We start from the raw sequence: 19,648 nt of genomic DNA on the forward strand, positions 1-19,648 counted from the left end.
CTTTTTTGCAACGGCCGCATCCTCACCATGGCCGGGCCCACCCCTGACTATGTGGAATCAGTGGTGACGAGCCGTGGCAGGATTGCCTTCGCGGGCGAGGAGGATCGGGCCCGGGAGCTGTTCCCGCATGCTGAAGTCAGGGACTTGGACGGGGCTGCCCTGCTGCCCGGGTTCATCGACGCCCACAGCCACTTTTCGGCCTCCTACGACCTCCTTGACAGGGTCAATGTCGGCCCGCCGCCGGTCGGCAGCTGCACCGACATTCCCTCCGTGGTTCAAGCGCTGGCCCGGTTCAGGGACAGCCGCAACATCGCACCGGGTGAGTGGATCATCGGATACGGCTACGACCAGGAAGCCCTGGCGGAGAACCGGCACATCACGGTGGCCGACCTTGACCCGCACTTCCCGAACCACCTGGTCATGCTGGTCCATGTCTCCAGCCACGGAATTGTGCTCAATTCCAAGGCCTTGGCGTGGGCGGGCATCGACGAAAAAACGCCCACACCCGCAGGTGGCGTCATTTCCCGCCTGCCCGGATCACGTCAACCGGCCGGGCTGTTGATGGAGACCGCGTACATGGCATTGGTGGCGCCAAGGCTCCCCGTTCTTGCGCCCCGGGACAAACTGCGCCTGCTCGACGTTGTGCAGCAGGAGTACGCATCGAGGGGCTACACCCATGCGCAGGACGGTTTTGCCCCTGTCGCGGACATCGAGCTGTACCAGTCGGCAGCTGAATCGGGCCTGCTGTATCTTGACATCGCCGCCCTGGGCTCCTTCACGGAGGCACCGCAGTGGCTGGGCAACCCCGCATACCCCACGGGCAGTTACAGGAACGGATTCAAAATCGCGGGGCTGAAGGTCCTTCAGGACGGATCCCCCCAAGGCCGGACGGCATTCATGGGCGAGCCCTACCTGACGGGCGGGCTCGACGGCAGTGCGGACTGGTGCGGTGAGCCAACCATGCCGTTTGAAACCTTCGCCGGGATCGTGAAGAACACCCTGGCCCGGGGTGTCCAGCTGTACGCGCACGTCAACGGGGACGCCGCCATCGACCAGCTCATCAAGGCTGTGGAGTTGGCAGGAGCCACGGCCGGCGACGACGCACGGCCTGTCGCCATCCATTCTCAGTTCCAGCGCCCCGGGCATCTGCAGGACTATCTCCGGCTTGGCATCACGCCGAGCTATTTCACCAACCACACCTTCTTTTGGGGTGACGTGCACCGAGCCAATGTCGGGGAGGCGAAGGCTGCCTTCATCAGCCCCTTGAAGGCCGCAGCCGACGCGGGCCTGACGGTTTCAAACCACACCGATTTCCCCGTCACGGCGCTGGACCCGATGTTTACGGTGTTCACGGCCACGAACCGCACCACTAGGACCGGGCACGTTCTCGGCCCCGGCCAGCGCGTCAGCGTGTACGCAGCCCTGCAGGCCATCACCACCGGCCCTGCCTTCCAGCTGTTCGAGGAGGATAGGAAGGGCATGCTGAAAGTTGGCATGCTCGCCGACATGGTCATGCTCGACGGCGACCCCGTGGCGGCAGGTGCCGCGAACGTCAAAAACATTCGGGTGCTTGAAACCATCAAGGAAGGTGTCACAGTTTTCAGCCCGAACCGGTAGCCCGGGCCCGTCCAGAATAGCTGTCAGATCGGGGCGGGGATTTCGCGCTGTTCGTCCCAGGGAACGGCCCAGCCAAGTTCGTGGAAGACGTAGTTCAGGATTCCGGCGGTAAACCCCCACACCACCACATCGTTGACGACGAAGGCCGGGCCCCGGTAGTTGTGCCCGCCACGCGCAAGCACCGCGGTGAAGCGGTTTTCCGGATCCAGCAGGTCGCGCACGGGAATCCTGAAGACCCGGGCCGACTCACCGAAGTCGACGACGTCAACGGGGGTTTGCCGGACCCACCAGCTGACCACTGGTGTGACCATGAAGTTGCTGACGGGCAGCGGAACTTCGGGCAGCATCCCAAGAACTTCCACACCCAGAGGGTCAAGCCCCGTCTCCTCCTGGGCCTCACGCAGCGCACAGGCCGGAAGTGAGACATCGAGCGCATCAACACCGCCGCCGGGAAAGGCAACCTGGCCGGGGTGGTCATTCAGCGTGGCGGCTCGCTCGATGAGCAAAATGTCCAGGTCCGCGGAGGCCAGCGGCTTGCTCGAGGCGGCCGGGATGTCATCGAGTGCGCCAAACAGCATCAGCACGGCCGCCCTGCGGGTGGTTGAACTGTCCATGGGCAGCTGCCACAGGGAGGGCCGTCCGTCCCTGAGCGCTTCAGGAAGAGCAGCGGTGGCTGCAGCCTTCGCCGAAAGTGCCGCAAGGTCCAAGTAGGCACTCACGGCCGGGTCCCGGAAGTGCGTGCGGCCAGCTGCGACTCCTGCCGGTACTGCGCCGCGTTGTCCCCATCGGCAAGCATGCGCGCCAGCAGTTCCTCCTGTCCGGGGGCGAGCTCGTATTTCAGCAGCTTTGCGGCCTTCACTGGGTCGACCTCGCCGTCACCGTAGGACGGGCACAGATGTGCGATCGGGCACGCCCCGCAGGCGGGTTTTCGTGCATGGCAGATGCGCCGGCCGTGGAACACGACCCGGTGCGAGAGCATGGTCCAGTCCTGGCGTTCGAACAGCGCCGCAACGTCGGTCTCGATCCTGACGGGGTCAGTGGATTCGGTCCAGCCGAACCGCCGTGCCAGCCTGATGAAGTGCGTGTCAACGGTGATGCCTGGCACCCCAAAGGCGTTGCCCAGCACCACATTTGCGGTTTTCCGCCCGACTCCCGGGAGCGTCACAAGGTCATCAAGGGAACCGGGGACCACGCCGTCGTACTCGTCAACCAGGCGGGTGGCCAGGGCCAGCAGGTTAGCAGCCTTGGCCCGGAAAAAGCCCGTCGGCCGGATCAGTTCCTCCAGCTCGACACCCTGCGCCTGGGCCATGGCCAGGGGCGTCGGGAACCGGGCGAAGAGCGCAGGGGTCACAGCATTGACGCGGATGTCGGTGGTCTGTGCGGACAGCACGGTGGCCACCAGCAGCTCAAAGGGGTCCCGGAAATCGAGTTCGGCATGCGCGTACGGGTACAGCTCCGCCAGCTCGCGGTTGATTTTCCGGGCCCGCCGCTTGAGCGCCAGCGCCGATTCCTGTGCCACCTGCGTTACTGGCTGTCCGCGGCGCGCTCAATCCCCACGAGGTCCAGCAATACACCCGTCTTGCCGCGGCTGTCCTGGACAAGGAAGCTGTTTCCGCGGTCCTCCAGGGCCAGAATCCACGATCCCGGCGTCAGCTTGAACATGAACTGGCGGGTGTTCTCGTCGATCACGTTTTGCGGGCGGTCGACGGCAAACCAGAACGGTTCTGCAGCGACGGGTGCCGCGGCCTGCGGGTTCACGGTAGCGCCAATGCTCTCCTTGACGCGGGCTGGCGCCTGCTCCTTGGCCGGGGCAACCTGCGGGTTCAGCGTCGTCGCGTTGACATCCCTGGAAGGCACGACGGCGGCGGCGGCCTCCGCGGGCCGCGCGGCTTCGGTGGTGGCCGGGGTTGCGGTGGCCGGCGATGCGGTGGCCGGGGTTGCGGCGGCCGCGCCATCGGCGGACGCGGCCGGGGGTGTTGCCGCGGAGCTCCTGGACGCCTGGGGCACGTGGGGAGCCTGGGGCACGTGGGGAGTCTGGGTGGCCGGGATTGCGGCGGACGCCGCCGGAATTGCTGCGGTGGACGTGGCGGCCGCCGTGGCGGCGAGGGCCTGGGTGGCACCTGCGGAAGCTGGTGCAGCGCCGGCCGGGGCCTCGGCTGCGGCAGTTCCTGCGCCATGGGTTGTGGTGTCCTTGGCCGGGGTGAAGATCCGGCCCGCGGCAGTGTGCCCGACGCTGGCGGCCTTCGCGGCCCATCCGGCGGGAGCGTTGGTGGACGAGTCGTTCGCAGCGGCGTCCTGCTCGGTTGCGGATGGCGTGCCTGCAACGGCGGGGCTGCCCTGGCCGGCAGCAGCGGCTGCAGCACCCCGGCCGGCCCCGGGCTTCGTTGCTGAAGGACGCGTCAGGGCGGGAACGGCGTCGCGCGCGGCAACGTGGGCGGGCACCTCCGGGCGGCCGGCAAAGTCGGAGGCCAGGACGGGGATCCACGGGACGCAAACCGTGGAGGCGAGCATCAGCACGGATCCAACTAGTCCGATCAGGTAGGCGGGGCCGAAGCTGGTCACCGTTCCCGTGAAGAAGAAGAAGGTGGCAAAGGCCGCCACGACCGAGGCGTACTGGTCGATCGACAGCGAGCCGATGCGGACCTTGCTTTCCGGGCTCAGCCGGCGGGCGAGGAACAGTCCGCCCACTGAAAGCGGCAGAACAACGCCGATGCCGATGTAAAACAGGCTGCTGATGTTCCACAAGTTGTAGCTTCCGAGGATCGTCGAAACGATCGGCACCACTGAGGCGACGAAAATGATGGCGGCCGACGCCAGAACCGCAAGGTCCCTGAGGGTCAAGGGGCCGACGGCGGCATGGCTGACAGCTGATTCCGCGGGGCCTGGTGCAGTTTGGGCGGAAGGCGTTTGTTGCTCGGTCATGATGTTGCTCCTCAATGTCACGATTGTTCACCAGCCTAGTTACCGCAGGCAGGCAACACTAGCGAGCCACAGCTTAAACGGGGCAAAAATGACGTAAATGGGTACAACTGCCCACCCGAGGGCGACGTGCCGGCCCTTGCATTTGGGCGCAGATATGACGCCGCTGACCCCATGGGCTGTGACGGCGAACACGTTTAGCCGAGGAAGGCGCTACAGTTAAAGATGGAACAAAAAGTTGTCCTTAGCAACCATTTTGTGCAGCCCGAACTCCGCCAAGGATTGCCACCGTGCTGCCACCTGAATGGGATTCCGCGGGGCACCGGCAACGAAGGAATGAAGGGATTTTTGATGTCTGAGGTCACAACCGCAGCGGCAAACCAGCCCGGCGACGCGCTGGAGAACCTGCTTACGGAGAACCGCCAGTTCGCACCAAGCGCGGAATTTGCCGCCAACGCGAACATCCACGGCGATGAATACGCTAAGGCCAACGCTGACCGCCCCGCCTTCTGGGGCCAGCAGGCACGCGAACTGCTGACCTGGTCCAAGCCCTTCACCAAGACCCTTGATTGGACCAACCCGCCCTTTGCCACCTGGTTCGAGGACGGCGAAATCAACGCCGCATACAACGCCCTTGACCGACATGTGGAGGCAGGCAACGGCGACCGCGTGGCCATTTACTTTGAGGGCGAGCCCGGCGACACCCGCACGTACACCTACGCGCAGCTGACCGAAGAGGTCAAGAAGGCCGCCAACGCGTTCGAAACCCTCGGCCTGGCCAAGGGCGACCGCGTGGCCGTGTACCTGCCCATGATCCCAGAGGCAGTCATCACCTTGCTGGCCTGCGCCCGCATCGGCGCCATCCACTCGGTGGTCTTCGGCGGCTTCTCCGCCGACGCCCTGCGCTCGCGCGTTGATGATGCCCAGGCCAAGCTCGTTGTCACCGCCGACGGCACCTTCCGCCGAGGCAAGCCCAGCGCCCTCAAGCCCGCCGTCGATGAGGCCTTGAGCGCCCCGGGACACTCGGTGCAGAACGTTGTTGTGGTCAAGCGCAACAAGGCTGACATCAACTGGGTCCAGGGCCGCGATCTCTGGTGGGACGACACCGTCGGCACAGCATCGACCGAACACACCGCCGTCGGGCATTCCTCGGAGCACCCGCTGTTCATCTTGTACACCTCGGGAACCACGGGCAAGCCCAAGGGCATCCTGCACACCACCGGCGGCTACCTGGCCCAGGCCGCATACACGCACCGGGCCGTCTTTGACCTGAAGCCCGAAACCGACGTTTTCTGGTGCACGGCCGACGTCGGATGGATCACCGGCCACTCCTACGTCACCTATGCGCCGCTCATCAATGGCGCCACCCAGGTCATGTACGAGGGCACCCCCGATTCCCCGCACCAGGGCCGCTGGTGGGAGATCATTGAAAAGTACAAGGTCTCCATCCTGTATACGGCGCCGACGGCGATCCGCACGTGCATGAAGTGGGGTGATGAGATCCCCGCCAAGTACGACCTCTCCTCGATCCGCCTGCTCGGATCCGTGGGCGAGCCCATCAACCCCGAGGCGTGGATGTGGTACCGCCGCGTCATTGGCGGGGACCTGGCACCCATTGTTGACACCTGGTGGCAGACAGAGACCGGCGCCATGATGATCGCTCCGCTGCCCGGCGTCACCGCCACGAAGCCCGGCTCGGCACAGGCCCCGCTGCCCGGCATCGCCGTGGACGTCGTCGATGAGCTCGGCGCCTCGGTCCCCGACGGACACGGCGGCTACCTTGTCATCCGCGAACCCTGGCCGTCCATGCTGCGCGGCATTTGGGGCGACAATGAGCGCTACAAGGACACGTACTGGTCCCGCTTTGATGGCATGTACTTTGCCGGCGACGGCGCCAAGAGGGACGAGGACGGAGACGTTTGGCTCCTGGGCCGCGTTGACGACGTCATGAACGTATCGGGGCACCGCCTTTCGACAACCGAAATCGAGTCGGCCCTGGTGAGCCATCCGTCGGTGGCCGAGGCCGCCGTCGTCGGTGCCGCCGATGAGACCACCGGCCAGGCCGTGGTGGCGTTCGTGATCCTGCGCGGCTCGGCCGTGGAGGACGCCGATATCGTCACGACCCTGCGCAACCACGTGGGCCGCGAGATCGGTCCGATCGCCAAACCCAAGACCATCCTGGTGGTTCCGGAACTGCCCAAGACGCGTTCGGGCAAGATCATGCGCCGCCTGCTCAAGGACGTGGCCGAGGGCCGCGCCGTGGGCGATTCCTCAACACTGGCTGACAACACGGTCATGAACCAGATTGCCGAGTCGCTCCGCGCCTAGCCCCTCCCCATCTGTGACGCAGAAACTGCACCGATTTCACCGAATTTAGGTGTTTTTGATGCAGTTACTGCGTCACAGTTTTGGGTTAAGCAGCATGGGCGCAACGGGCGTTTCAAAATGTCACATTCCCAATCACCCTTGTCACAGCCTCCCGCGGGGTGAACCGACGCGATCCGCATTCCTTTCGCGAAGCATCCACGCCACCCCTGACGGAAAGCCTTTTCCAGAGGAACGACTAGCCAAACGGCGAACGGATGACACCAAATCGTGATCATTAATTTTTCCTTTTGACTATTGACGTTCTTTTTTGGCTGTTTCATGATGTAGCTATGTGATCCACTTCACAAGCCTTCGTTTTTCAAAGGGAGAAATCATGTCACGCAACGAAGAACGGTCCTCCGGGGGAATCATCCTGCCGGGCATGGACCGCCGCACACTCTTGAAGACCCTCGGCATCGGTGCCGTTGGCGCGGCCGGCATCCCGCTCCTGGCCGCCTGCACGGGTGGATCAGGACCCGGTTCAAACCCCTCGGCATCAAAATCGCTGACCTTCGGCTCCGGCTCCTCGGATGATGTCCCCAAGGCCGCCTACAAGGCCGTAGCCGATGCCTTCACAGCCAAGTCCGGTGACGCAGTCACCACCAATGTGGTCCCCCACAACGATTTCCAAAACAAGATCGCCACCTATCTGCAGGGCAGCCCGGACGACACGTTCACCTGGTTTGCCGGTTACCGCATGCAGTACTACGCCAAGCAGGGCCTGCTCTCCCCCATCGATGACGTGTGGGAGAAGATCGGCGCTAATTTCTCCGACGCCATGAAGAAGGCCGCCACGGGCCCCGACGGCAAGATGTACTTTGTCCCGAACTACAACTACCCGTGGGGCTTCTTCTTCCGCAAGAGCGTTTGGGCAGAGAAGGGCTATGAAGTCCCCACCACCTTCGACGCGCTCAAGACCCTGTGCGCCAAGATGAAGACAGATGGGCTGATCCCCATCGAGTTTGCCGACAAGGACGGCTGGCCTGCCATGGGTACCTTCGACTACATCAACATGCGCCTCAACGGCTACCAGTTCCACATGGACCTGACCGCTCACAAGGAATCCTGGGACCAGCCCAAGGTCAGCGCCGTCTTTGACACGTGGCGGGCACTGCTCCCGTACCAGAACCCGGGAGCCCTCGGCATGACCTGGCAGGACGCCGCCATCAACATGGGCAAGGGAAAGTCAGGCATGTACCTGCTCGGCTCCTTCGTCACCCAGCAGTACACGGACAAGACGATCCTTGACGACATCGACTTCTTCCCGTTCCCGGAGATTGCCATGGAGGGCCGGGACGCCGTGGAAGCTCCCATCGACGGCTTGCTGCTGTCAAAGAAGGGCGGCAACAACCAGGCGGCCCGCGACTTCATGGCGTTCATGGGCACCCCCGCAGGCCAGGACGCATATGCCAAGGTTGACCCGTCCAACATTGCCACGGCCAAGGGCACCGACACCTCCAGCTTCAGCCCGCTGAACAAGAAGTGTGCCGAGGTCATCTCCAACGCCAAGAGCATCAGCCAGTTCTTTGACCGTGATGCGTTGCCAGCCATGGCCAACAACGTGATGATCCCGGCCCTCCAAGGCTTCATCAAGGACGGCAAGATCGACGTGAAGAACCTCGAGGCCCAGGCAAAGGCCCTGTACGCGGCCCAGTAGCCGCGTCCCTTCGTGGCGGCGGGCCCCGGTCCGCCGCCACGGACACCCAATAGCCACGGGCACCCCACCCATGTCCCCGTAAGAAAACGAGTTCGCCGCCATGAGCACGCCATCCGAAGTTTCCGACCTGCCCACCCCCGACACCAGGAGCGCACGCAAGCCCCGCCCGCCCGCAGCCAAGACCCGCCGGGTGAAGAGACTTTCCAAGCGGGACAAGGTGATTCTTGGCTTCATGGTCGGCATCCCCACCCTGGTACAGCTGGCTTTCGTCTGGATTCCCACCCTGCTGTCAGTGTTCCTTTCCTTCACCCGCTGGAACGGACTGGCCCTGTCAGACATTCGAGCGGCCGGACTGGCCAACTACAGCTACGTCTATAACGACAGCCCCGCGTTTTGGCCCGCCGTCCAACACAACATCCTCTGGCTGCTGTTCCTTGCCGTGATCGCCACCCCGCTCGGCCTGCTCCTGGCAGTGCTCCTGGACCAGAACATCAGGGGCAGCAAGATCTACCAGAGCATCTTCTTCGTCCCCGTCATGCTCTCGCTGGCCCTGGTGGGCATCATCTGGCAGCTGTTCTACCAAAAGGACAACGGCCTGCTGAACTTCCTCCTCGGAACCGCCGGCACCCCGCAGGCAGTGGACTGGTTCGGTGACCCCAATATCAACATCTGGGCAGCCCTCGTCGCGGCAACCTGGCGGCACGCCGGATACGTCATGATCCTGTACTTAGCCGGACTCAAGGGCGTAGACGCGTCCTTGAAGGAAGCAGCCTCGCTCGATGGAGCCAACGCCCGCCAAACCTTCTTCCGCATTGTCTTCCCGGCCATGGCCCCCATCAACATCGTCATCGTCGTCATTACTATCATCGAGTCGCTACGTGCCTTCGACGTCGTCTGGGTCATCAACAAGGGCACCAACGGCCTTGAACTCATCAGCGCCCTGGTCATCACCTACCTGATCGGCGAGGGCCAGTCCATCGGCATCGGCTCCGCCTTTGCCGTGATCTTGCTTGTTATCTCCCTCGTGCCGATCACCATCTACCTATCCCGGACGTTCCGGAAGGAGAAGTTCTGATGTCAACCTCCACCGGCACCCGTCCCGCAAAGTCCGGTGCCGCCGTCGGCCACGGGCTCAAGCGCCCGCACTACGGCACCCACCTGTTCCTCATTGTCATGTCCGTCATGTGGCTCATCCCGCTGGGCTGGGCCCTGTTCACGGCCCTGCGCCCCAAGCCCGACACTGACAAGTACGGCTACTTCAGCTTCGGCGGCGCATTCAACTTCGACAACTTCGTAACAGCCTGGACCCAGGGCGGCTTCCCCCACTATTTCGTCAACTCGCTCATCATCACCGTCCCCACGATCATCCTGGTGTTGTGGCTGAGCTCCATGATGGCGTTCGCCGTCAGCCGGGCCAGCTGGAAGTTCAACGTCACCTTGCTGATCATGTTCACCGCCGGAAACCTCCTGCCCCCGCAGGTGCTGGCCACTCCCTTGTTTGAAATGTTCAAACTCATCCAGCTCCCCTATGCGTTCAGTGATTCCGGCAGCCTGCTGAACACATACCTCTCGGTCATCATCGCGAACACGGCCTTCCAGATCGGCTTCTGCACCTTTGTGCTCTCCAACTACATGAAAGCGCTGTCGGGAGACCTGACGGAGGCTGCACTGGTCGACGGCGCGGGCCTGTGGCGCCAGTACGCCTCAATCATCCTCCCGCTGTGCCGCCCGGCCATCGCCGCCCTCGCCACGTTGGAACTGATCTTCATTTACAACGACTACTTCTGGCCGCTGCTGTTAATTCAAAGCGGCGACAGGCTGCCGGTCACCACCGCCATCAACAACCTGCAGGGGACGTTCCTGTCCAACTACAACCTGCTGGCCGCCGGCGCCATGATTACCGTCATCCCCACACTGATCGTCTACCTGGTGCTGCAGAAGCAGTTCGTTGCTGGCCTGACCCTTGGTTCAAGCAAGGGATGACAGTGCGGACCACCCGGGGCCCGCGCAGCGAGGAGGGACATATGCTGGCCGACACAAGACGCTCGGAGATTGTGGCAGCCGTCGCCCGTGAGAGGGTGGTGCGGGTTTCGGATTTAGCCGATCTCCTCGGCGTATCCCTGGTGACGGTGCGCCGGGACATCGAGGCCCTGGACGACGCCGGACTGGTCCAGAAGATCCATGGCGGTGCCAAGGTGCCAGGAGGCACCGGGACGCACGAACCAGGCTTTGAACTCAAATCGACCCAGGGCACGGCCGAAAAGCGGGCCATCGCCCAGGAGGCCGTGCAACTTGTCAGCGACGGCATGGCCATCGGCCTGAGCGCCGGCACTACCACGTGGTCGCTCGCGAAGGAACTCGCTGGCATGAAGAATCTGACAGTCGTGACCAACTCGGTGCGGATTGCCGATGTCTTTCAGACCCCGGGCTCCCGGGTGTCGGTGATCCTCACAGGCGGCGAACGCACGCCGTCGGATGCCCTGGTGGGTCCCATTGCCACACAGTCCGTGCGATCGCTCCACCTTGACGTGCTGTTTTTGGGCGTGCACGGCGTGGATGCGCAGGCGGGGTTCACCACCCCCAACCTGCTGGAGGCAGAGATGGACAGGGCCCTGATCGCCGCGGCCCGCAGAGTCGTCGTGCTGGCCGATCACAGCAAGTGGGGAACGGTGGGTATCAGCACCATAGCCGCGTTGGAGGACGTCGATGAGGTCATCAGCGATGAATTCCTGGGCCTGGAGGCGCAGCGTACGCTGCGGGACCGGGTGGGTGCTCTGCGGCTGGTGCCCGTTGCGGGCCCCGCGCAAGGCATCTCCTGAGCAGCGAAGTTCCCGAGCAGACACGGCTTTTGGCGATCAAACGCGGCGCCCTGCGCGGGTGGGGCATTATTAACCCATGACCTCTTCGACTGCTGAGCAGGGCGCCGCGGACCGCGGCACCCTGCTGATCCTCAATGGACCCAACCTGAACCTACTTGGCACCCGGGAACCTGAAATTTACGGCTCGGCCACGCTGTCCGACGTCGAACGGCTGGCCACGGCGGCCGCCGGGGCCGCCGGGTTCAGCACCACGTGCCTGCAGTCAAACCACGAGGGTGTCCTGGTCGACGCCATCCATGCGGCGCGCGGCACGGCCGTGGGAATCATCATCAACGCGGGCGCCTACACGCACACGTCGGTGGCGCTGCGGGACGCGATTGCCGGCGTCGAACTTCCCACGGTTGAGGTGCACATCACCAATGTGCACAAGCGCGAGGAGTTCAGGCACCACTCATATCTGTCCCCCGTGTGCGAGAGCGTCATTGTCGGCGCCGGCATCCACGGCTACGAACTGGCCGTGAGCTACCTGGACAAGATCCTGGCGTAGCGCCCGTCAGCCGACCTTGCAGGTGCCCGACGGCACGGCACCGCTGAGGGTCGGCGCCGAGGCGATGACGGGCCCGGCCTCCTCCATGGTCAGGGCAAAGCCCACATTGGCAGAACTGGTCGCCTTGGCGAAAACGACACCCACAACACGCCCTGAGGCATCAAGCAGTGGCCCGCCGGAGTTGCCCGACTGCACGTTGCCGGCCAGTTGATACACGTCAAGAAGCGACTTCGCCCCACCGGAGATGTCAGGCACCATCATGGGGCCCGAGGAGAGCACGGTTGCCGGGCGCACCTGCAACGGCCCGCCGAGCGGGTAGCCGGCGAAGGCCGTGGCAGTGTTCCCGGGAACCGTGGCCCCAACGGTTAGCGGCGCCGCGGCCAAACCATCGACTGCGAGGATCGCCAAGTCATGGACGGGGTTGAAGTACACCACGCGGGCAGGCAGCGCGCCCTGTGTCTGGGTCTGCACCACGGGCATGGACACGCCCGCCACCACGTGGGCATTGGTCAGGACCCGCCCGGGCGAGATGACGAACCCCGTGCCCGTCTGGTTCTGTCCGCACTGGAATGCGGTGCCCGAAATTTTCATGACCGAGTGCGCAGCCTGGTTCCAGGCCGGCGTGTTTGTATTGGCATTCGGGGCGGCCACCTGGACATTGGGGCCGCCCGGGTTCAACAGGGCAGGGATGCCCTCGTCCAGCACCAGGGAACGGATCTCGGCGACGGCTGCCTTGACGGGATCGGGCGTCCAGGTGTCAATCCGGGATATGACCTGGGAGTCGCTCAACTGCTTGGATACTGCCGGGATGCCAAGGTTGGATACACCAAATGCCAGCATGGAAATGGCCAGCGCACCCACCGCTACGTTGAGCACCCCGCCCAAAATCCGGTTCACGGATCGGATTGAGTCAGATTTCACACGGCGGCCGATCGCGCCGCCCAGCTTCATGCCCAGGGCGTGGCCGATGGCGATCAACAGGACTGTGGCGCCAATCACCATGGCAGTGCGCCATCCCGGCCCGGGGGCGAACTGGTTGACGAAGGGGGCGGCAAAAAAAGCCGCAGCGGCACCGGCAGCGAAACCTGCGATACCACCCAGTGAGACCACCACTCCGGTGTTCAGGCCGTAGATCAGCTGCCACAAAAGCCAGACAATGAGCACCGCATCAAGCCATGAGAAACCAAGCACCGTCGCGTACAGCTCCTCCCGGGCCGGAGCCCTTTACAAGTTGGGCACAGGCAGTGCTCCACCTCCACATGTTACCGGCCCAACCCGAATGGCCCATGAGCTTTTCGAATGATCAATCTGCCAATATGCTGACAACGAACGCCTGGAATGCCAAATTGGTCACAAAAACGGAAAAGTTCTGAAACAATCAGTATCAGGTCAGAACTGATTAGCTACATACTGTAAGGAGTTTTCATGGACATCGAGGTATTACGCCGGGCACCACTATTCGCCACGCTCGACGACGAGGCTTTCCGCCTTTTGACGGACGAACTGGCAGAGGTTGACCTTTCCCGCGGCGCTTCGGTCTTTCGTGAAGGCGACCAGGGCGACCAGCTCTACTTCATCGTTTCGGGCAAGGTGAAGCTGGGACGCACCTCCTCTGACGGCCGCGAATCACTTGTTGCCATCCTCGGCCCGGGCGAGCTCTTCGGCGAAATGGCACTCTTTGACCCGGCCCCCCGCAGCACGACGGCGACGGCCGTTTCCGAGACCCGACTTGCCGGCCTGAAGAACGAATCCCTGAACACCCTGCTGCGCAACCGCCCCGAGGTGTCCATGCAGTTGCTGCAGGCCCTGGCCCGCCGCCTGCGCCGCACCAACGACAACCTCTCGGATCTGGTCTTCTCGGACGTCCCCGGCCGCGTGGCCAAGGCCATCCTTGACCTCGCGGACCGCTTCGGCCGCCCCGCGACCGACGGCATCCTGGTTGCCCACGAGCTCACGCAGGAAGAACTGGCCCAGCTGGTCGGCGCGTCACGCGAGACAGTGAACAAGGCCCTCGCCGAGTTCGTCCAGCGCGGCTGGCTCCGCCTTGAAGCCCGCGCCGTGGTCATCCTGGATGTCAACCGCCTGCGCCAGCGCTCACGCTAGCGCTTCTGTCGCAGGGAGCCTGAACTGCGGGAAACGACGAACGCCGGCCCGGTCACCTTAGGTGGCCGGGCCGGCGTTCGTTTCCGGCAAGAGAAGCACAACGCTGCCGCAGCGTTGGCCCTGTCAGCGCTCCCTGCAGGGAGCGCCCTCGGACACGGGCGCTGTCAGCACCTCAAGGCTGAATCTCGACTCGGAATCCCCCACGAGCTTGGGCCGGTATTCGTTGATGGGCCTCTTGTGGTTCAGATAGGCAATGCAGCCGCGGGCGGCAGCGATTTTTTCAAGGATGATCTCCACGCCGGGCACCACGAGCTCACCTAGGGTCAAGCCTGTGGTTGTCGGCTGGCCGATTTCATCCCCCAGTGCGGTTTTTGCGCGGTCGGCCAGGATGTCTGCCGCGCTGGCCCAGCGCCCCCACACACCCTTGCTTGTGAGCAGGGAAGGTTCCTGGTTGACCGGCCTTGCTGCTGCAAAGTACCTGGTGTCGAAGCGCCTGTGGGCGAAGTCCGGGCTGGTCCAATGGCTCAGCGGCGTGAGCAGATCGGTGCGCAGCGCCAACCCATAGCGCTCCAGCAGGGACGCAAAAGTGGTCTCCTGGGTGGCTATGGACTCGCGTGCCCGCATCCATTCGGGTCCGGTGATGTTTTCCACCAGCGCGGAGGAATCCGGTCCGGCCAGCAGGATGCCAGTTTCCTCAAACAATTCACGGATGGCCGCCACCACATGGCGTTTGGCGAGTCCAATGTCCTGCGTGCCAAGGCTCTTGGCCCACATCGTGGGTGAGGGGCCCACCCAGTCGGTGACGTCGTCGTCCGCGGCCTCAATGGTGCCGCCGGGAAAGGCGACAGTTCCCAACGGAGAACCGCCCGGGCGGTAGGTCAGAAAAGTCCGCAGGCCGCCTGGGCTGTCCTTCAACAGCACCACTGACGACGCCTGCCGCGGCTTGCTGGGGGTGCGCTGGCCGAAGTCCACCCACGTCTGCGCGGCTTCCTGCTGGTCTGCGTTCAGCGGGAAGAGCCGCTTTCCTGCTGACCGCATGCCCGCAGGGTCGTTACTGGAATTCGGCAATCAACTCAACCTCAACGGGAGAATCCAAAGGCAGTACGGAAACTCCGACGGCGGACCGTGCGTGGATCCCTGCCTCGCCAAACACCTGGCCCAGAAGCTCTGAGGCACCGTTGATGACGCCGGGCTGGCCCGTGAAGGACGGATCCGATGCAACAAAGCCGACAACCTTGACGATGCGGGTCACGCGGTCGAGGTCACCTATGACGCTTTTAAGGGCGGCAATGGCGTTGATTGCGCATGTTGCGGCCAGGGATTTTGCGTCCTCAGCGGAAACTTCCGCCCCGACCTTGCCCGAAGCTGTGAGTTTTCCGTCAATAAAAGGCAGCTGCCCTGACGTGTAAACGTGGTTTCCTGAAATCACAGCCGGCACATAGGCGGCTACCGGCGCAGCCACAGGTGGAAGGCTTAAGCCAAGCTCGGCCAGGCGTGCCTCAATGCGTGATGTTCCTTGATTTGACGGTGTTTCCATGGTTAGGCCTTCTCTCGCTTCAGGTAGGCAACGAGGCCTCGGCCCTCGGGCCCGGGGACAACCTGGACCAGCTCCCAGCCATCGTCACCCCAGCTGTCAAGAATTGCCTTGGTGTTGTGGATAATCAGCGGAATCGTAGAGTACTCCCATTTGGTCATACGTCAAAGCGTATCCCCTGCCGCTAAGCTGGGAAAATGGCAGCAAAAAAACACCCCATTTTCGACACCGCCACAACTCTGGGTAAATTGGTCGCATTTTTGGGCATCAGCTCAGTTTGTGGTGTCCTCGTCGCAGGACTGATGGTTCCGGCGGTCGCCCTTGCAGGCGGCACGGCAACCTCGTCCATCACCTTCTTTGACGACCTCCCGGACGAGATGAACGTCGGCACCCCGGCACAGTCATCGAAAATTCTTGCTGCCGACGGTTCACTGCTGGCAACCTTCTACGACCAGAACCGCACCGAAGTGGCTCTGAAGGACATCTCCCCGTTCATGCGCAACGCCATTGTCGCGGTCGAGGATGCCCGCTACTACGAACATGGCGGCATCGACACCCGGGGGCTTCTGCGCGCCGTCACATCGATGGCCAAGGGCGGTGGGCGCCAGGGCGCGTCCACGATCACCCAGCAGTTCGTCAACAACGTCATTATCCAGACGCACGCTGTCAACGGTGAGCTGGATAAGGTCAAGTTGGGCAATGACAAGGAAATCGGGGACAAGGTCCGCGAAATCAAGCTGGCCATCGCCATCGAGAAGAAGTACTCCAAGGACGAGATCCTGCAGGGCTACCTGAACTGGGTGCTCTTCGCCAACGGCAACTTCGGCATCGAATCGGCCGCCTACTCCTACTTTGGTGTCCACGCCAAGGACCTGACACTGCCACAGTCTGCCCTGTTGGCCGGCGTCGTCAACAGCCCCACGCTGTATGACCCCATCGCGAATCCCGAGAATGCCATCTCGCGCCGCAACCTGGTGCTTGACCACATGCTGACCCAGGGCATGATCGATCAAAAGCAGCACGACGACGCCGCCAAGGCCGCGATTGACCTCAAGCTCCAGCCCAGCCGCAACGGCTGCGTCACAGCAGTGCGGGGCGAGTACTTCTGTGACTACGTGACCAGTTTGATCGTCAACGATCCCGCCTACGGCAAGACGGCCGAGGACAGGGAGAAGCTGCTTAAGCAGGGTGGCCTGACCATCACCACAACGCTGGATCCGGGCTTGCAGGACGCAGCCCAGGCACAGTTCGAGAACTTCACGCCGGCCGGCAACAACCCCGATAAGGTGGGCCAGGCCCTGGTTTCGGTCCAGCCCAAAACGGGCAGGATCCTGACCATGGCGCAGAACACGAAGTTTGTGGCTCCCGAGGGACAGTTCAACACCGATTACAACTTCAACGTTGATCGCCTCGACGCCAATGGCAATTCACTCGGCGGAGCCGGCGGTTTCGACGTCGGTTCAACTATCAAGCCGTTCACCTTTGCCGAATGGCTTAACTCAGGGCACAAGATCAACGACATCGTGGACGCGGGAGTAAGGGTGTACCCCGTCGGCTTCCCCTGGCAGAACAGCTGCGGCACCAGCACCGGCATCTATGATGACAACTACCCCGGATCAAAGACTCTCCAGAATGCCGAGAACAACTTCTACCAGCGGTTGACGGCCCGCGAAGGCCTCTACAATTCGCTGAATACGGCCACCATGTACACAGCCTCAAAGCTGGATTTGTGCAACGTTCAAAAGATGATGACAGCGGCTGGCATCCACCTCGGCGAGGACCCGAAACTGCCCTACAACCTGGACAATGTCAGCTCCTTGCTGGGTTCGGGAGCAGTTGCCCCGCTCACCATGGCCTCTTCGTTTGCGACCTTTGCCGCCGGCGGCATCCACTGCGATCCCATCGCGCTGGTCTCGATCACGAACGCCAAGGGTGACAAGTTCCCCGTTCCGGGCGCGAACTGCAAGCAGACAGTGAAGCCCGAAGTAGCCTCCGGTGTGACCTCGGTTCTGCAGGAAGTTCTTGTTCGCGGTTCCGGTTACCAGATTCCCCTGCGGTACCCTGCTGCCGCCAAAACCGGCACCACCAACAACTCCGAGCAGACCTGGACCATTGGATTCACCAAGGGCCTTGCCACCGCTTCCTGGGTGGGGAACATCGACAAGGCACAATCCAACAACGGCAAGCTCATCGCCGGCCGGCGCCTCGATTACGTCGACGGCGCCACCTACGCGGGCAAGGCGTGGCAGGGCTACATGAACCAGGTTGCCGGATTCTTCGACGTCGGAGGCTTCGACGCACCGCCGGAAAGCATGGTCAACCCGCCCGCCAACATTCAGCCCAAGCCAGCACAACCCGGAAAGCCTGCCGCAGGCAACTCCGACAAGCCCTCAAACGACAAGCCCTCCGAGAAGAAGAAGGACTAAGGCACAGTTCCCATGTCACGAACGCGCACAACCCCGTCCTGCCTCTCGACCCTGGGAGCCGCGGCGGGGTTTGCCGTCGCTGCAGGCGCAGGTGCCGTGGCGTACGGCGCCCTGATCGAACGCCACTGGTTCCAGATCAGGGAGGAATCACTGGCCATCCTGCCGCCCGGTTCGGCGCCCTTCACCGTGCTGCACCTTTCAGACATCCACCTGTCTCCCGGCCAGCACAAGAAGACCCGGTGGTTGCAGCAGCTGGCAGCGCTGCAGCCTGACCTTGTGGTCAATACCGGTGACAACCTCAGCCACCCTGACGCCATTGCACCGCTTCTTGACGCGCTTGGCCCGCTCATGGAGTTTCCGGGTGTTTTTGTGCCCGGTTCAAACGATTATTTCGCGCCTACGTTCAAGAACCCCTTCGCCTACTTTTCCGGGCCCTCCAAGTTCACCAGCAGCGGAAGGCACCATCCCGTCGCCCTTGACACGGACGCCCTGCATACAGGATTCGGGCTCGGTGGCTGGGTCAACCTGACAAACCGCGCCCAGTCGATCCCGATGAAGGGCATCCGTTTCGATTTCAGCGGCGTGGATGACCCCCACCTGAACCGGGAACGCTATGCCGGCTGGCCGCGTGGCGCCGTCGGCCAGGATTCCGCCCCGCACGTGAAGATCGCCGTTGCCCACGCCCCCTACCAGCGGGTCCTTGACCATTTCACGGGCGCGGGCGCCGATTTGATCCTTGCCGGTCACACCCATGGCGGACAGGTCTGCGTGCCCGGCTACGGCGCACTTGTCAGCAACTGCGACCTGCCCACCTGGCGCGCCAGGGGTCTCAATGACTGGGATGCCAACGGACGCACGACGCCGGTCAACGTCTCTGCCGGCATCGGCACCGCCCGCACGGCCCCCTTCCGTTTCGCCTGCCGCCCGGAAGCCGTGGTTTTGACGTTGACGGCCAAAAGACACGACCGCAACGCCGCAAGCGACCTCGATTTCGTGTTCTCGCCCCCTGTCCGCTATTCTTGAGAGGTTGCTTTTCCGGACCTTCACTGGTCAGGGTAAATGCAATGGATCGGGGTGTGGCGCAGCTTGGTAGCGCGCGTCGTTCGGGACGACGAGGCCGCAGGTTCAAATCCTGTCACCCCGACCAAATGAAAGTGGCGGCATCCAAGGGATGCCGCCACTTTTGCGTTCCGCCACACGACGAGATTTTCCACATGGCTCCGCCTTCAGCACAGCTTCACAGGGGCCAATAAGCCTGAACGGCTAAGATGAACCCCATGAGCGACACACTTTCCCCCTGCCCCGTCTGCAGCTGCGAGTACACCTATGAACTGGGTGAACTGCTGGTGTGCCCCGAATGCGCTCACGAATGGTCCCCCACTGAAGAACGCGCCGACGCAGCCGAGCAGGAATCCGTGGTGAAGGACGCCGTGGGGAACGTCCTTGCCGATGGTGACACCGTGAGCATCGTGAAGACCATGAAGATCAAGGGCAGCCCCCAGGACCTAAAGATCGGCACCAAGGTCCGCAACATCCGCGTGATCACCCCCGTCAACGGGCACGACATAGACGCCAAGGTGGACGGCTTTGGCCCCATGAAGCTCAAGTCCAGCGTTGTTAGGAAAGTCTGACCATCGCTTCAATCCAGGACATCGATAG

General features: G+C 63.1%; 18 protein-coding genes and 1 tRNA gene. 12 read left to right on the forward strand and 7 right to left on the reverse strand.

Annotated elements, in window-relative coordinates; genetic code table 11:
* The coding region (locus tag AAGW05_RS07870) for an amidohydrolase (RefSeq protein WP_411803953.1) at nt 1-1,617 on the forward strand (1,617 nt) is incomplete at its 5' end.
* Between the two features lie 23 nt (nt 1,618-1,640).
* On the opposite strand, the gene AAGW05_RS07875 is transcribed toward AAGW05_RS07870, so the two are convergent.
* From AAGW05_RS07875 to AAGW05_RS07885, 3 genes are read right to left on the reverse strand one after another with little or no spacing between them, the layout of a single operon-like run.
* Nucleotides 1,641-2,336, reverse strand: a complete 696-nt coding sequence (locus AAGW05_RS07875) for an NUDIX hydrolase (protein ID WP_411803954.1) — start codon at nt 2,334-2,336, stop codon at nt 1,641-1,643.
* Nucleotides 2,333-3,136, reverse strand: a complete 804-nt coding sequence (gene nth, locus AAGW05_RS07880; RefSeq protein ID WP_411803955.1) for an endonuclease III — start codon at nt 3,134-3,136, stop codon at nt 2,333-2,335. Before nth ends, AAGW05_RS07875 begins: the two co-directional genes overlap by 4 nt.
* A 5-nt stretch (nt 3,137-3,141) precedes the next feature.
* Complete coding sequence (locus AAGW05_RS07885) at nt 3,142-4,539, reverse strand: hypothetical protein (protein ID WP_411803956.1); 1,398 nt, start codon at nt 4,537-4,539, stop codon at nt 3,142-3,144.
* Nucleotides 4,540-4,887: 348 nt separating this feature from the next.
* Between AAGW05_RS07885 and acs the strand changes: the two genes are divergently transcribed.
* From acs to aroQ, 6 genes are all read left to right on the forward strand, one after another.
* A complete protein-coding gene (gene acs / locus AAGW05_RS07890; RefSeq protein ID WP_411803957.1) occupies nt 4,888-6,864 on the forward strand; it encodes an acetate--CoA ligase in 1,977 nt (658 codons plus the stop codon).
* A 373-nt stretch (nt 6,865-7,237) separates the two neighbouring features.
* A complete protein-coding gene (locus AAGW05_RS07895; protein ID WP_411803958.1) occupies nt 7,238-8,560 on the forward strand; it encodes an ABC transporter substrate-binding protein in 1,323 nt (440 codons plus the stop codon).
* 100 nt (nt 8,561-8,660) lie between these two features.
* Nucleotides 8,661-9,635 (forward strand): carbohydrate ABC transporter permease, encoded by a 975-nt coding sequence (locus tag AAGW05_RS07900; RefSeq protein ID WP_411803959.1) that lies wholly within the window; start codon nt 8,661-8,663, stop codon nt 9,633-9,635.
* The gene (locus tag AAGW05_RS07905) at nt 9,635-10,543 is read left to right on the forward strand and encodes a carbohydrate ABC transporter permease (protein WP_411803960.1); all 909 of its coding nucleotides are present in this window, start codon (nt 9,635-9,637) and stop codon (nt 10,541-10,543) included. The genes AAGW05_RS07900 and AAGW05_RS07905 overlap by 1 nt, the downstream gene beginning before the upstream one ends.
* A gap of 41 nt (nt 10,544-10,584) precedes the next feature.
* Complete coding sequence (locus AAGW05_RS07910) at nt 10,585-11,379, forward strand: DeoR/GlpR family DNA-binding transcription regulator (protein WP_411803961.1); 795 nt, start codon at nt 10,585-10,587, stop codon at nt 11,377-11,379.
* Between the two features lie 76 nt (nt 11,380-11,455).
* On the forward strand, nt 11,456-11,926 hold the full coding sequence (gene aroQ / locus AAGW05_RS07915; protein ID WP_411803962.1) for a type II 3-dehydroquinate dehydratase: 471 nt from the start codon (nt 11,456-11,458) through the stop codon (nt 11,924-11,926).
* A 6-nt stretch (nt 11,927-11,932) separates the two neighbouring features.
* On the opposite strand, the gene AAGW05_RS07920 is transcribed toward aroQ, so the two are convergent.
* Nucleotides 11,933-13,117 carry a MarP family serine protease gene (locus tag AAGW05_RS07920; RefSeq protein ID WP_411803963.1) on the reverse strand — a complete coding sequence of 395 codons (1,185 nt, stop codon included), beginning with the start codon at nt 13,115-13,117 and terminating at the stop codon, nt 11,933-11,935.
* 234 nt (nt 13,118-13,351) lie between these two features.
* Between AAGW05_RS07920 and AAGW05_RS07925 the strand changes: the two genes are divergently transcribed.
* Nucleotides 13,352-14,029 carry a Crp/Fnr family transcriptional regulator gene (locus AAGW05_RS07925; protein WP_411803964.1) on the forward strand — a complete coding sequence of 226 codons (678 nt, stop codon included), beginning with the start codon at nt 13,352-13,354 and terminating at the stop codon, nt 14,027-14,029.
* Nucleotides 14,030-14,152: 123 nt separating this feature from the next.
* On the opposite strand, the gene AAGW05_RS07930 is transcribed toward AAGW05_RS07925, so the two are convergent.
* From AAGW05_RS07930 to AAGW05_RS07940, 3 genes are read right to left on the reverse strand one after another with little or no spacing between them, the layout of a single operon-like run.
* Nucleotides 14,153-15,067 carry an NUDIX hydrolase gene (locus AAGW05_RS07930; protein ID WP_411803965.1) on the reverse strand — a complete coding sequence of 305 codons (915 nt, stop codon included), beginning with the start codon at nt 15,065-15,067 and terminating at the stop codon, nt 14,153-14,155.
* A 13-nt stretch (nt 15,068-15,080) separates the two neighbouring features.
* Complete coding sequence (locus AAGW05_RS07935; protein WP_411803966.1) at nt 15,081-15,566, reverse strand: RidA family protein; 486 nt, start codon at nt 15,564-15,566, stop codon at nt 15,081-15,083.
* Nucleotides 15,567-15,568: 2 nt separating this feature from the next.
* Nucleotides 15,569-15,724, reverse strand: coding sequence for a hypothetical protein (locus AAGW05_RS07940; protein WP_380815032.1), 156 nt, complete (start codon nt 15,722-15,724; stop codon nt 15,569-15,571).
* Nucleotides 15,725-15,760: 36 nt separating this feature from the next.
* On the opposite strand from AAGW05_RS07940, the gene AAGW05_RS07945 reads away from it, so the two are divergent.
* From AAGW05_RS07945 to AAGW05_RS07960, 4 genes are all read left to right on the forward strand, one after another.
* Complete coding sequence (locus AAGW05_RS07945; RefSeq protein ID WP_411803967.1) at nt 15,761-17,989, forward strand: transglycosylase domain-containing protein; 2,229 nt, start codon at nt 15,761-15,763, stop codon at nt 17,987-17,989.
* Nucleotides 17,990-18,001: 12 nt separating this feature from the next.
* On the forward strand, nt 18,002-19,012 hold the full coding sequence (locus AAGW05_RS07950) for a metallophosphoesterase (RefSeq protein ID WP_411803968.1): 1,011 nt from the start codon (nt 18,002-18,004) through the stop codon (nt 19,010-19,012).
* Nucleotides 19,013-19,059: 47 nt separating this feature from the next.
* Nucleotides 19,060-19,136, forward strand: a tRNA-Pro gene (locus tag AAGW05_RS07955).
* Nucleotides 19,137-19,266: 130 nt separating this feature from the next.
* Nucleotides 19,267-19,620, forward strand: coding sequence for a zinc ribbon domain-containing protein YjdM (locus AAGW05_RS07960; protein ID WP_411803969.1), 354 nt, complete (start codon nt 19,267-19,269; stop codon nt 19,618-19,620).
* Nucleotides 19,621-19,648: the final 28 nt, after the last annotated feature.

Source organism: Arthrobacter sp. LAPM80 (assembly GCF_046736435.1).
In the GTDB taxonomy this organism is placed as follows: Bacteria; Actinomycetota; Actinomycetes; order Actinomycetales; family Micrococcaceae; genus Specibacter.